The following is a 14,878-nucleotide window of genomic DNA, read 5'->3' as shown; positions in this document are numbered from 1 at the left end:
TAATTCAACTAAATTTAACTGTGTCATGTCCGGTTGATGAAAAAAGCAATTGCCATAATGCCCATCGTTTTGTTACTGGCTTGTTCAGATGACATCACGCTTCCGGGAGCAGAGCACCCTCCTGAAGAACAGGTTCATCCGGTCGATAAAGATCCGGTATGTCATTTTGACCTTACTTCTGAGGAAGATGATTATGAACTCCTGGGAGAATGGGAATTTGTAGGTTTTCAAGATTTAAAGTCAGGGGAAATTTCCGGATATACATGCCTCGCCCGTTGGGCTCACGCGATTATTTCGGGTTATGAGAACAACCCATGGGATTATGACTATCCGCTCTTTTTGAACTTACGTGATGTTGCCTATTCAGGAAATGACCCGGCGTGCCAGGGCTGGCTGCAGATGGAAACCATTACCCATTCCACCCATTACATCGCATGTTTTCAGATTTTCAATGCAGACTCTTTACATTTTCAAATAGGAGAAGAACATATCAAATCAGATAGGAATATCTATACTTTCCCTGAAATCGATCACCATGACAATTATGTGCATGGACTGGAAAACACAACCCGCTTTGAAACAGAAGCCAACCGGCTCTATTTTTATTATGACAGCGACAAATACCGTATGGTATTTATTTCCATGATGAAAAACAAAGAAGAAGGGTAAACCTTCTGGCCTCAAAAAGCTACAGGATACGTTCCAATTCGCTCCCGCAAAATTTACAATACGCTGCATCCCGGTCGTGGTCCTTCAAATCGCAGGTCGGACATGTTTTTCTGATCGGTGATACGTTCTTGTATTTGGCAGCAGTAAGTTCAGAAGTCACGATACCTGTCGGCACCGCAATGATGGCGTAACCCAAAAGCATGATGACGGAAGCCAGAAATTTACCGAAAGGGGTAAGCGGTGTTATGTCCCCGAATCCAACGGTAGTAAGGGTCACTATGGCCCAATACATAGCCATGGGAATGCTGGTATATCCGCTCTCGGGACCCTCCACGATGTACATGACCGTCCCCATAATCAACACAATGGACAAAACGGAGCCAACAAAAAGCTGGATCTTTGCCTTACTGGCATACAAAGCCTGGGTAAGGAAATCCGCCTCGCTCACATATCTGCCCAATTTAAGAATACGGATGACCCGCAGTAAACGTAGGGAACGGATCACAATCAAATATTGCGTATTTACAATAAAAAGGCTTAGATAGGCCGGTATCGTCGCCAACAAATCCACCAGACCGTAAAAACTGAATACATAGCCTTTTTTATTCCGGCTTAGCCAGATGCGCATCAGGTATTCTATTGTAAACAAAATGGTAACACCCCATTCCAAAAACCAGAAAAGCGTTCCGTACGTCGCTCTGATCTCTCTGACAGAATCCAGAATGGTAACGGCAACACTCCCCAATATCAAAACCAAAAGCACAATGTCAAAAGTTTTTGAAGCTCTATCGTCAGATTCAAAGACAACGTGGGCAAGTCTCGCCTTGGAAGGTAAAAGAGGCATAGTGTTTGGATCAAGGTGGAAAATTAAATAATCAACCAGTAATATACAATCTGACAAGAATGATCTCAAAAAAATTCATGCCTATTGAACGAAGCGGAACTCAAAATATCCGGTTCCTGATAACCCAATGGACGAAAGGATAATTTGGATTCCTCACTTTTTCGCCAGCCATGGCATTTTTAGCATTATTATTGTTAAAAAATTTTACTTGGATCATTTATTAGATTATATTTGTATTTTAAATGCATATTTTTGAATTTCATAACAAACCCTTTCAATAGGTGAAGTTGAAATTCCATAGACCAAGGTAAATTATTCTTTATTGATGAAATATAGAGGCGGACTTAATGCATTATCGGAACATCAATATTTAGAGGCACCCCATACGGATATGCCCTCTTGGGTTTCTTCATATTTTGCCCTGGATAAAAATTTTTACCCAAACGACAGTTCATTGGCTTTATGGAATGAGACCGATGAATGGCTTGTCTATGCCGCTGTTTTCCGCATACTTTTATTCAGGTATGGCTATGAAAAAGGGCTGGGTATTGAAGCAAATGTGAAAACGCAATCTGAAACTGGGCAAAGCACCTCCTCCTCTTTCCTTATCAACCCGGAATTAAATGGTGAGGAGAATTTTCTACAAATTTTAAATCAGGTACAAACCTCCATTTCTTTAAATAAAATCCGGTCGATTTCCCCCAAATCCATCACTTCTTTTACACTCACGGCGGTATCTGTTGCTGAAGAAACAGCGGAAAATGCATCACCCGATGATGGGAATGATATCCATATTGGGCTTCTGTTTACAGCATGCCCCCATTCCAAGGACCAGAATGCAGCTTTCTTTTTCAATGCAGAGAAAAAGAGAAAACACTGGATATCAAGTATGCCCGAAACATTCCTTCAACTAATGGAATCCATAAACCAGCAGCCTGAAACAGCCATTGACCAACTTGGTATTTTACCGCTTCGTGAGAAAAAAATCATTGTTGAAGACTTTAATGCCCCTCTTGAAAAAATTGGACCGGAAAATACCGCCACGGTACTTGACCTATTTAAAGCCCGGGTACAGCAGCAACCCGATGCCACGGCCCTCCAATATGAATCCAATTCGTTGACTTATAGGGAATTGGATGAACTGTCCGACAAAGTCGGTTATGCGCTATTGGCAAAAGGGATCAGGAATGAGGCCCTGGTCCCCCTATGCATGGGACGCTCCATGGAATCGGTTGTGAGTCTATTGGGCGTATTAAAGGCAGGTGCAGCCTATGTGCCCATTGATCCTGCCCTACCGGCTGAAAGGTTACGATCCGTGATCAAACAAACCAACGCCAAGGTGGTGATCACCGATGGAGAGGGCCTTGCAGATATTGATTTTCCTATTGACCTTGAAATAGTCGGTTACCGCGCCCTGGTGGACCAAAATCACGGCCATAACCAGCTTCTCCCCGATATAATGTCGAACGGATTGGCCTATGTGATCTTCACTTCCGGATCAACAGGCGAACCCAAAGGGGTACTTATCGAACATGCCCAGCTACTGTCTTCTACCCTGGCCAGGCATCATTATTATCCCGGCAGCCCTTCGATCCTGCTTATTCCTTCTTTTTCTTTCGATGCTTCTATCGGAGCACTTTTTTGGGCGCTTACCAAGGGCGGTTCCCTGGTCATCAGTAAGCAAGAACATATTCAGGATATCCACTTTTTGCCTGGATTGCTGTCCAGGTCAAACACCTTGCTATGTGTCCCTTCTTATTATAGGTTTTTACTGGAGGAAGGTATTTTGGAAAAATCCACTATTTCGACGGTGATTCTAGGGGGAGAAAGTTTGACAGGGGATTTGGTAAACAGGCATTTTGATTTAAGCAGGAAAATAGACCTGTACAATGAATATGGGCCTACAGAAACTACGGTCTGGACTACAGTGGCCAAAGTCGAATCCAGAGACCAAACCATCACCATTGGAAAGCCCATCCGCAACGTGCAATGTTACATCGTTGATAAATCCGGTGACTTGGCCCCTATTGGTGTTTCGGGGGAATTATGTATAGCCGGAGCCGGTGTAGGCCGCGGCTATCTGAATAACGAGGCGCTGACTTTGGAGAAATTCATTCCGGACCCTTTCTCTGCTTCCGGAAATTCAAAAATGTACAGAACCGGGGATATCTGCCATTGGCTGGAAGATGGCAACATTGTCTTTGAAGGCCGATCAGACGATCAGGTAAAAATCAACGGATACCGGATAGAACTGGCCGAAATAGAAGCAGCCATTCTGCAGGAAAGTTCCGTGGACAACGCCGTGGTTCTGGCAGCAGCACAAAACAATGAAGAAAAAACATTGGTGGCTTACGTGGTGCCCAAAGCCGGATACGCGCAAAGCGCGATGGTTGCCGCACTTCGAAAAAAGCTGCCCCTGTATATGGTTCCCGGTTTCTGGGTGACCCTGGACCATATACCGCTTACCGCCAACGGAAAAATCAACAAAAAGGCTTTGCCCTCCTCCGAAACGGTTTTCACCTCAACAGACCGTTCTCCGGTTCCCTCAGATGAAACGGAGCAGGTGCTTTTTTCTGTTTGGAAAAGGCTGTTGCAAACCCACACCATAGGTATCCATGATAATTTTTTTGAACTGGGCGGCAATTCCCTCTCAGCCATGCGCTTGGTGGCCGCTCTTCAGCGGGAAATCGGCAAAACCGTAAAAATAGAAGAGGTATTCAAGTTCCCCACCATAGCGGGTTTGAAAAAATGCCTTGAAGAAAGCGCGTTCAGCGCTGCGCCGTGGACAAAAGCCATGCGGCCCCAAAGCGTGCCTGCATCATTCAACCAGAAAAGCCTGTGGTTTGTGGACCAGTTGGAAGGCAGCATCGCTTATCATCTTCCTATTGTCTACAAAATAGAGGGGAAGATAAACATCTCTGCCCTTGAATGCAGCCTTCGGGAAATAGTGAGCAGACATGAACCCCTGCGCACGGTCTTTGCAGAAAACCAGGGAGAGATAGAACAAATTATCCTGCCCGCCGATGACTGGTCGCTGGCGGTTCTTGATAAGCGCACTTATGATCTTTCCGAAAATACCCTCCACGAAGATGTGAAGCCGCTTTTCCAAAAGCCCTTTGACCTGAAAGCCGATTACATGCTTAGGGGACGCCTGGTCAGATACAGTGAGGAAAGACAAGTATTGGTTTTGACGGCCCATCATATCGCTTTCGATGCCTGGTCGCTGGCCGTATTTCTTGGAGAACTGGCATCCCTTTATCATTTTCATATCGGCAAAGATGGCCGGAAACCCGAGGCTCTCCCTTTCCAATATGCGGATTTTGCTTTGTATCAGCGGGAATGGGTTAAAAATAAATCCATTGAAGGTAAGATCAGTTATTGGAAAAATAAATTAACCGGTGTCAAGCCTCTTCAGCTGCCCACAGATTATCCCCGCCAACCCGCTCTAAGCCAAGATGGGGCAGTGGTCCGCTTTGTGATAGAAAAAGAAGTAAGGGAAGCTTTGACCCAACTTGGCAGCGGCGAGGGGGCCACTCTTTTTATGACCCTGCTTACTGCCTTTAATTTACTGCTCCATCGCTACACTTCAGAAGAGGACATTTGTGTGGGCACTGCGGTTGCCGGCAGGCAGCTGGCGGAAGCAGAAAGCTTGATAGGCTATTTTATCAACCCTTTGGCCCTTCGGAATGAAATAGATCCTCAGGCTTCCTTCAAAAAGGTTTTGGCGCAGGTAAAACAGTCCACACTGGCTGCTTATGAACACAGTGACGTGCCCTTTGAAGCTGTAGTGCGGGAGGTTTCAAAAGAAAGAAGCTTACAAAACAACCCGCTTTTCCAAATCATGTTTGTTTGGCAAAATATGCCGCCATCCGGGCCGTTGGAACTGACAGGTGTCAAAACCGCCCAGCTTGAGATAGATCCGGGAACTTCAAAATTTGAAATCACTTTTACGCTGGAAGAAACCGAAGAGGGTATAAAAGGTGCTGTAGAATACAGTACAGCACTTTTCCGGAACGCTACCATTGAAAGGATGGTAGATCATTACAGAAGATTGCTGGATGCCATCCTTCGAGAACCCGATAAAAAAACAGGCTTGTTGGATTTTTTGGGTCCTGAGGAAAAGAAATTTTTAATGCCCCAAATGGAGTATTTTATCGCGGACGACTCCTCCATTATAGAAAAATTTGAAATCCAGGCTGAAAAAAATCCGCAAAGCACTGCTTTGGTCTTCGGACACAAAACGCTGACCTACCATGAGCTGGACCAGCAAGCCAATGCGCTCGCCCATTTGCTGGTGAGCAAAGGCGTAAAAAGAGAATCCCTGGTCCTGTTGTGCGCGGAACGGTCACTTGAAATGGTGGTGGGCATGTTGGGTATTTTGAAAGCCGGGGGAGCTTATGTTCCTATAGATCCTCTATATCCGGAAGAAAGAATCCGTTTTATACAAGAAGACACGGAGGCAAAATGGGCAGTAACCACCCCTGCTTCCAGAAAGAAGTTGTTGGAAAAAACGGGTATGGAAATCATAGAGGTTTCTTCAAACGGCGGCTCCAAGGATGTCTCTTCTCCCAAAATCTATCCTTCGGCCAGGCAGCTCGCCTACATCATCTATACCTCCGGTTCCACGGGAAAACCCAAAGGGGTAATGCTCGAACACGGGAATCTGACTGGGTTCATTGACTGGTGCCAGGAAGAATTTTCTTCCAATAGCTTTGATGTTCTTTACGCCACCACCTCCATCTGTTTTGACCTGTCTGTGTTTGAGATTTTCTTCCCGTTAAGTATTGGCAAGCCAATCAGGATAATTGAAAGCGGTTTGTACATCAATGAAAACCTATCCAAGGATAACCGGGTGTTTTTAAACTGCGTCCCCAGTGTAGTTCAAGGTCTTATACATGAGCATGCGGATTTCTCCCGCGTGCGGCTTTTGAATATGGCCGGGGAACCTATTCCATCACAGGTTGTCGACTTTTTGGGTACCGACAACACGGAAATAGAAGTAAGGAACCTTTACGGCCCCACAGAAGATACCACTTATAGTACCTGTTATCAACTGGACGAGGATAAGCAAACGTGGATTGGCAAGCCCATTAAAGGAACATATATTTACATCCTGAGCTCCTTGCAGGCACCTTGCCCCATCGGCGTGCCGGGAGAAATCTGCCTGGGCGGTCAAGGACTGGCTAGAGGTTATTGGAACAGGAGGGAATTGACAGAGGAGAAATTCATTCCTGATCCGTTTTTGCCGGGTAAAAAGATATATAAAACCGGAGACATCGGCAGATGGCTTCCCAACGGCAACATAGAATTCATAGGCAGAAAAGATGCCCAGATAAAAATACGGGGCTATCGTATTGAATTGGGAGAAATCGAGTTTGCCTTGCAACAATGCGCCGGCGTGGAACATGCGGTGGTGCTGGCCAAAACTGATAGAGAGGGCGAAAAACAGCTGGTGACTTACCTTGTTACGGCGTCCTCTTCAGGTAAACAACGTGTCATCACAGAACTTAAGTCCAAATTACCTGCCTATATGGTCCCTAACCATTGGGTAAGTTTGGACAAGATGCCGCTGACGCCAAACGGGAAAACTGACAGACAGGCTTTGGCCAGTTTGGCATTTTCAGAGGATGATACCCATGAGAACGTGGGTTATATTGCCCCCAAGACCCCAGTTGAAACAACGCTTGCAAAAATCTGGGAAACACTTCTCCAAGTTGGACCCATCGGGGTATATGATAATTTTTTTGAGCTTGGCGGTCATTCCTTATTAGGTACCCGGTTGATTGCCGCTATCAAAAATCATTATCATATTGCCATCGGCATACGGGACCTGTTTTTAAATCCTGTCCTGGCTGACCTAGCGAGCTATATACAGCCCAAACTGGATGAAAAAAATCCTCTGCAACCCATTCAAAAGGTTGTTCCCAGACCAGAGCACCTTCCTTTATCCTACGGCCAGGAAAGTCTTTGGCTGATTGATAGACTTCAGGGCTCCACCCAATACCATATTCCTATTATATTGAAGTTCAGAGGGCACTTGGAAAGTACAGCTTTGGAAGATGCGCTGAAGTCCATATTAAAAAGGCATGAAATCCTAAGGACCGTAATCAAGGAAACCGACGGAAAACTTTGGCAGATGGTAAAAAGCCCGGAAAACTGGTACATGGAGCATATGCCGGATTTACCGGAGCCTTTAAATGAAGAGGAAATCATCCGTCATTTCCTTTACAGCCCCTTTAACCTGGAAGAGGATTACATGCTTCGGGCAAAACTTATTGCTATTGATTCTTCTACCAGACTATTGATTTTGGTGGTGCATCATATTTCGTTTGATGGGTGGTCAGTACCTATATTGGTCAAGGAATTGTTTACCCTGTATGAAGCATTTACCCGGCACAAAACACCCGATCTGCCCACACTGAAAATCCAGTATGCAGATTATGCACTCTGGCAAAGACAATTTAGAGATGAGGCTTATCTACAGGAGAAGCTTGACTTTTGGAAAGAAAAACTCAGCGGAATCCAGCCATTGCGTTTGCCGGTGGATTTTCCCAGACCACAGGAAAGGACCTCCAGGGGATTGTCTGTCGATTTTTCAATCGGTCAGGACCTGAGTTCCACCGTAAATCAGTTAGGCAGGAAATATGGTGCTTCTTCGTTCATGGTGCTGCTCGCCGTATCGAAAATCCTGTTTCAGCGGTACAGCGGACAGGAAGACATCTGTATTGGAACTGCTTTGGCCGGCAGGCATCATTTGGAAACAGAGCCGCTTATTGGCTATTTTATCAACCCGCTACCCATTAGGTCTACCATCGGTACACGGGAGTCTTTTGTCCAGATATTGGAGGAAGTAAAAAATAACTGCCTGGAGGCATTTGACTATCAGGAAGTGCCCTTCGAAAAAATAGTAGCCGCCACCGGTTCTCAGCGGGAGCTTGGCAGCAACCCTCTCTTTCAGGTCATGTTTGTGATGCAACATGAACAGGATCTGATACCTGAGGTTTCTGGCACCCTGAAAATCAGTCAGGAATCCTTTAAGCAGAACACCTCCAAGTTTGACCTGACTTTTTTACTGAACGAAAGCAGTGACGGCATTCAAGGTACGATAGAATATGCGACCGACCTCTTCAGGGAAGAAACCATTGACCGGCTGATCACCGACTATCTCACCCTGCTCAACGCAGTAACGGGTGAACCCCATCTGGTTCCTAAAACCCTTTTTCACGATAGCCTACCGCTTCCAAAAGAAGACAAACAGATCACAAAGCGTGAGGAAGCTTCATTGTCTGAGTGGGTGCCGATTCACCAGATGATCGAAGATAATGTATCCAGATTGGGTAATAAAACGGCCCTAATTTTTGGTGAAAAGGAACTTACCTACCAAGAACTGAACGCCAATGCCAACCAGTTGGCGCATTACCTGATTGAAAAAGGGGTAAAGCAAGGGGAGATCGTAGGTATAGTCCTGGACAGGTCGCTGGAAATGGTAGTTTCCGTACTGGCTGTTCTAAAGGCCGGTGCGGCATACCTGCCCGTGGATACGGATTATCCGGTTTCCCGAATCACTTACATGTTGGATGATGCCTGTAAGGTGTACATCACCCATTCCATTTATAAGAGCAGTTTTGACACCCATGCTCAGGCGGTCATCTGGGAAAGTTTCGTAAAAGAAAAAGACGGCTACTCTGAGGAAAACCCCACGGTGCACACTGCTCCTCATGATGCGGCCTATGTCATTTATACTTCCGGGTCTACGGGACGACCCAAAGGGGTAGTGCTGGAGCACTGCAATCTGTACAATTTTCTGCGGACCGTCCAGGATCAGCCGGGAATTTCTGAATCCGACAGAATATTGGCAGTAAGCTCCATTTCATTTGATATTGCCATCTTGGAGACCCTTCTTCCCTACGCATACGGGACAACCTGCATTTTATTGGACAAAATGCAAAGAAGGGATCCTGGCCTAATATTGGACATCATCCCAAAGGAAAACATTACTTTGATGTTTGCCACACCCTCCCATTGGAAGATGATGCTTGCTGCAGGCTGGAGCCAACGCTATGGGAACTTTCGTATCATCAGCGGAGGTGAAGCGCTCACGCCTCAGCTGGCAGAGAGGCTGCTGCCACTATGCAGGGAGCTGTGGAACATCTACGGTCCTACGGAAACCACGGTTTATTCCACGATCAAGCAGATCGTGGAGCCTTCGGAATTCATTACGGTGGGTAAGCCTGTAAGAAACACCCAGGTTTACATTTTGGACGAAAACCTCAAGCCTGTACGGGATGGGGAAAAAGGGGAAATTTGTATTGCGGGTAGTGGGGTTGCCCGGGGCTATCTCAACCAACCCGAACTGAGTGCTGAAAAATTCCTTGACAATTTTTTGGAAAATGCCGACAGTTCCAGGCTGTATCGCACCGGCGACATAGGCCACTATTTGCCCAACGGGGAAATAGTGGTTTCCGGAAGGATTGATCATCAGATAAAAATCAGAGGACACCGGGTAGAATTGGGTGAAATAGAGTTTGCATTGGGTCAGCTTGATGGAATCGAAGATGCAGTGGTGGACTTTCAGGAAACCAACAAAGAAAACCCGGTATTGCTTGCTTACCTGATATTATCTCCGAAACAAAATAACCCCGCTGGAGCGGGGAAAAAGCAGGCAGAAAGTCTCGCGCAGAAAAAACGTTGGAAGCGGGACTTAAGCCTTTTTCTTCCAGATTATATGGTTCCATCGGAATTCATTGTAATGGAAAGTTTTCCGCTTTCTGACAACGGAAAGATTAACAGAAAGGCCCTGCCCAAACCTCCGTCGACCCCATTGCACAAAAAGGTTATCCTAAAGCCCAAAACACCTGAAGAAAAGCTGGTGGCCGGGGTCTGGGAGGAGGCCCTCGGCATTGATCGGGTGGATATCACGGACAACTTCTTTGAGATAGGTGGCCATTCCCTCGTTGCTGTCCAGGTAATGGCCCGTTTGGAGCAGATATATAGGGTAAAACTACCGTTGTCGATCTTATTCAAATATCCGACGGTGCAAAAGCTGGCCTGTGCCTTAAAAACGGGACAATTTGGAGTAAAGGAATGGAATGCGCTGGTGCCTATAAAAACCACCGGCAAAAACACCCCGCTTTACATTGTACATGGAGGAGGTCTTAACATACTTCCCTTTTATACGGTGGCCAAACACATGGATGAAGAACAACCCGTTTATGGGATACAGGCGAAGGGCCTTGATGGTATAGAAAAACCGTCAACGACTGTTGAAGCTATTGCTTCCCAATACGTGGAAGAACTTTTGAAACAAAATCCTGACGGTCCATACATATTGGCCGGATATTCGCTAGGAGGAATCATAGTCTACGAAATGGCAAAGCAATTGGAAGGTTTGGGAAAAAAAGTAGAAGACCTGATCCTTTTTGACGCTTATGCCTACCAAAGCGATCACAGAGAACGCTGGGAGATCAGAATGTTCAACCTTATCAGGCATGAGATCGGAAAACGGATATTTGATATCTCTTTATGGACACGTCACCCCCACATCTTTAAAAGGGTAAAAAAAGGTTCGTTCCGAAGAAAGGTAAACCGGATCAAAAAGCTCCTTCGCATAAAGGTTGAAACCGGGGAAACCGATATGATAAAGACATTTAAAAAAGTGGAGTCTGTGTATAAAGACGCATGTAAGGAGTATATCATCACACGTCGGAATGTGACGGTACACCTGCTTAAAGCCCGTATACAAACAAGCTATTTACCGGATCCTGCGTACATGGGATGGACGCCTTATGTGGACAAAGTACACGTATGGGAAGTAGAAGGAGAGCACATTGATATGCTGTCTCCTCAACATGCGAAGCAGTTTGCCCAAACCTTGCAGAAAGTAATTAAAAACCAATAATTTGTATTTTATTGTGTTTAAAATGTATATTGCAACAATTTTAATAGATTGAACATATGAAAAAATCCCTTTTGTTTATTTTGATGGTGGCCTTTTTTGCTGCATGTTCTGTTGATGACGGGCCAGGCACAGCTCCGATCAATGAAGAGCCGAACGGTGAAAATCCCAGTAACCGGGATCCTGACATTGAGGTTCCTTTTATTGAAGGCACCACTATTGTTTTTGCGCCCAAGGACGAGGCTTCAGAAAGGCTTGGTACTTCAGATACCTACACCAAGTCGCTCAGTAAATTTGACCTGGAATCCCGGACAAAAAATAAGGAAAGTTCGAAAGAAGAAGATTACCTGGAATTTGCCTCACAGCAGGCTCTGGAATGGAACGAAGAAGAAAAAAACGCCTTGCGAGAAAGAATTCTGGGTGTGAAAACCAAGATCGAAAACCTGGGTCTAAAGCTGGAGTTTCCAGAGGAAATTCTTTTGATCAAATCCAGCATGAACGAAGAAGGGGGGGCAATCAGTTATACGCGTGAAAACTACATGGTTGTCAGGGGACTTGTTTCGGAAAATTACCTGATTCATGAGCTGTTCCATATACTTACCCGGCACAAGCCTGAGAGAAGGAATGACCTTTTCGCCACCATTAATTTCCACGAAAGCAACCGGATCGAATATCCCCCAGCCATACGGGACATGATCATTACCAACCCTGACGCTCCGTTCCTTGAGCATACCATCACCGTCAAAATTGATAATCAAGATGAAGAAGTAGTATTCATCCTGATCTCCGAAGAGGAATGGGACGGTGGATCCTTCTTCACCTACATGAAGCAAAGGCTAATGTATGTAGAGGGGGGCAATGAAAACAAAAAGGCTATCTTAGTGAATAATATGCCGGTCCTGAGAAATTTCGCGGCAGCTTCTGACCTCAAGCAAAAGATCGGTAACAATACCACATACACCTTGCATCCCGAAGAAATTCTGGCCGAGCATTTTGTCATGCTGGTGCTTCAAGAAGACGTGCCCGAACCCTCGTTTATAGATGCCATGAAAGAGGTGCTGACCAAATAAGCTTATTTTATTTGTACTACAAATCCCTTGAGAGAAATTTCCTCTTGAGGGATTTTTTATACACCGGAATCCCTTTCGGTATTTTACACCGGAATCCCGAACAACGTCAACTTCCCGTTTCCTAAATTTCCAAACAGCTCATCTAGCCCTTCATTATCCAAAAGAAGTCAAAGAATCCTTTATGGAGAAATTTACGTGCTCGCTGTACTTCGGATAGTATTTTCTTTAACTTAATGGCAAAAATGCCCCCTTTTATGGTAAAAGTATCCTGCTGATAAGGATGAAAATGCACAACGGGAAGTTTTCCCTTTGGTTTTACTTCAAAATCGAATACCAATCTTTTTCCATCGGTATCTTTCGCGGTTTCCATCCAGGTGATTTTTTCCCCTGTTTTGGTGTTTGTGATAGTTTGTCCTTTGGTTGCCATTTTTATAGAAATTATGAGTTAAACAATTCCATCATGGTATCAATGTTTTGCGTGAAAAAAAATTTATCAGAAATCACCTTACTGGTTACCCGGATAGCCGTCATCTGGTGAAAAAGAATTATGGCAAGCCCGCGGGCGTTTTTGTGCAGGCTTATACTGCCCTGTCGCTGTGCTTTTTCAATAAAATCCTGAAAAGCCGTGGCCACTTCATCAATGTTTGCGGTGACAATCTGGTTGATTTCGATATCAGTAGCCGCTAATTGGGTTACGGTGTTCACCAAAAAACAGCCTTTTGGACATGATTTGTTAAGAGATGACTCCACCACCAATTCCATAAGCCTTCGGATACTGGAAGGGTGGGGTTTACTGGCCGATAAAATCTCGAGAAGACCTTTTGACTCCTTATCGATATAATGTCGCAGCGATGCGATAAAAAGCGTCTTCTTGTCCTTGAAAGTATTGTAAATACTGGATCTGCTCAGTTCAATAGTGTCCACAATATCCTGGGCAGAGGTGTCAAAATAGCCCTTGCTCCAAAAGAGGTTCATGGTTTTATCCAATATTTCCTTTTGTCAAATTCAACGGGTCTTGCCATAATGAACAGAAGTAATTTGTAATCAATCAAATAAAATAAATTATGGAATGATCATTCCATAATTGGTGAAAAAAATTTCTGAGTAAAAACCCGGGAAACTACTCTTAGCCTTCTTTTTCTACGCTCAAAATTCTTTGCGCAATGATTTGCTTGTCTTTAGCCGTGCGGGCATAATCCAGGGCTTTTTCCAGATTGGACCTGGCCTTTTTCAGATCCACGTCGATATAAAGCTCGCCCAGTAACCTGTGGTAATAAGGATTGGCTTCTAACTTGAGGGATTCTGCTTGCACAATAGCTGCTTCCTTTCCGCTGACTTTCGAAAGCGCTAAAATTCTGTTGAGTGCTGCGATAGGCATATCCGCAATTTCCAACAGATGATCGTATAATTTGAGAATATTTTTCCATTTCACAGCAGAATCAGGTTTCTGAGTATGCCAATAGGCAATTCCAGCCTCCAGATGGTACCTGGAGAGGGAATTTCCCACGGATGCCAGGTGGAGATAGTAAACGCCCTTAGCAATCAGCTCCTGGTTCCACAAGGAGACGTCCTGATTGTCATAAAGGATCAGTTCTCCCATTTGGTTCTTTCTGGCCGGAAAACGTGAAGCATGGAAACACATCAGGGCCATAAGGGCGTTGATAAAAGGGCGGTTGGTCTTGTGGTTTTCTATTAACATGAGTACAAGCCGCATGGCCTCCAAGCAAAGCTCTTCTCTAAGCACTTCATCGTTGCTTTCGGAATAATAGCCTTCATTAAATAACAGATAAAGCGTGGTCATTACCGTGTCCAGCCTTTTATCCACCTCATCAGCGTCCGGAAACCTTATTTTCACATTTTCCTGTCGGAGTTTCTGTTTGGCTCTGAATAACCGTTTATTGATTGTTTCCTTGTTGGTAAGGAACGCATTGGCAATCTCTTCTATTCCAAAACCACAAAGGATGCGCAGGGCGAGACCAATTTGAGCATCCACCGGAATGGAGGGCCGGCAGATCGCAAATAACATCTGCAACTGGCTGTCAGTGATGTTTTCCGCTGACCATTCCACGTCTTCTTTTACCCTATCAGCGCCATTGGCAAGAACATGCGCCTTTATCTTCTCCGAAAACAACTTCTCCCGGTTCAGGTAATTTTTTGCCTTGTTTTTGGCCACTGCATACAACCATGCCGTGGGATAATCAGGTATTCCTTTATAAGTCCAGTTTTCATAAGCAGCTAAAAATGTTTCACTCGCTATATCCTCTGCAGCTTCTATATGGTCAATACCAAAATTTTTGCAGAGGACAGAAGCGATTTTTCGGTATTCTGTCCTGAATAAATGGGGCAAAAGGTCCGTATGCTTCATCTAAAACTCCAATTGGTTTCTATAGAGTTAAAGGA

General features: G+C 45.0%; 7 protein-coding genes. 3 read left to right on the top strand and 4 right to left on the bottom strand.

What is annotated here, in order from left to right; translation table 11 throughout:
• The first annotated feature begins 36 nt into the window (after positions 1–36).
• Positions 37–669 carry a hypothetical protein gene (locus ACFPFU_RS02865; RefSeq protein ID WP_377061299.1) on the top strand — a complete coding sequence of 211 codons (633 nt, stop codon included), beginning with the start codon at positions 37–39 and terminating at the stop codon, positions 667–669.
• A 19-nt stretch (positions 670–688) separates the two neighbouring features.
• Here the strand turns inward: ACFPFU_RS02865 and ACFPFU_RS02860 are convergent, their stop codons facing one another.
• Positions 689–1,513: an ion transporter gene (locus ACFPFU_RS02860; protein ID WP_377061297.1), complete on the bottom strand. Its 825-nt coding sequence runs from the start codon at positions 1,511–1,513 to the stop codon at positions 689–691.
• A 325-nt stretch (positions 1,514–1,838) separates the two neighbouring features.
• Between ACFPFU_RS02860 and ACFPFU_RS02855 the strand changes: the two genes are divergently transcribed.
• Both ACFPFU_RS02855 and ACFPFU_RS02850 read left to right on the top strand, forming a co-directional pair.
• Positions 1,839–11,411: a non-ribosomal peptide synthetase gene (locus tag ACFPFU_RS02855; RefSeq protein WP_377061296.1), complete on the top strand. Its 9,573-nt coding sequence runs from the start codon at positions 1,839–1,841 to the stop codon at positions 11,409–11,411.
• Between the two features lie 56 nt (positions 11,412–11,467).
• Positions 11,468–12,478: a hypothetical protein gene (locus tag ACFPFU_RS02850; RefSeq protein WP_377061294.1), complete on the top strand. Its 1,011-nt coding sequence runs from the start codon at positions 11,468–11,470 to the stop codon at positions 12,476–12,478.
• Between the two features lie 142 nt (positions 12,479–12,620).
• On the opposite strand, the gene ACFPFU_RS02845 is transcribed toward ACFPFU_RS02850, so the two are convergent.
• The 3 genes from ACFPFU_RS02845 to ACFPFU_RS02835 form a co-directional block, all read right to left on the bottom strand.
• Entirely contained in the window at positions 12,621–12,905 is a 285-nt protein-coding gene (locus ACFPFU_RS02845) for a hypothetical protein (RefSeq protein WP_377061292.1), read from the bottom strand.
• An 11-nt stretch (positions 12,906–12,916) separates the two neighbouring features.
• Positions 12,917–13,465, bottom strand: coding sequence for a TetR/AcrR family transcriptional regulator (locus ACFPFU_RS02840; RefSeq protein WP_377061290.1), 549 nt, complete (start codon positions 13,463–13,465; stop codon positions 12,917–12,919).
• Positions 13,466–13,604: 139 nt separating this feature from the next.
• Positions 13,605–14,843: an RNA polymerase sigma factor gene (locus ACFPFU_RS02835; RefSeq protein WP_377061288.1), complete on the bottom strand. Its 1,239-nt coding sequence runs from the start codon at positions 14,841–14,843 to the stop codon at positions 13,605–13,607.
• Between the last annotated feature and the right edge of the window lie 35 nt (positions 14,844–14,878).

The sequence above is a fragment of the Negadavirga shengliensis genome (genome assembly GCF_042652345.1).
Lineage (GTDB): Bacteria > Bacteroidota > Bacteroidia > Cytophagales > Cyclobacteriaceae > Negadavirga > Negadavirga shengliensis.
Note: the sequence above shows the minus strand (reverse complement) of the source record. Positions and strands in the feature narration are given on the sequence as shown.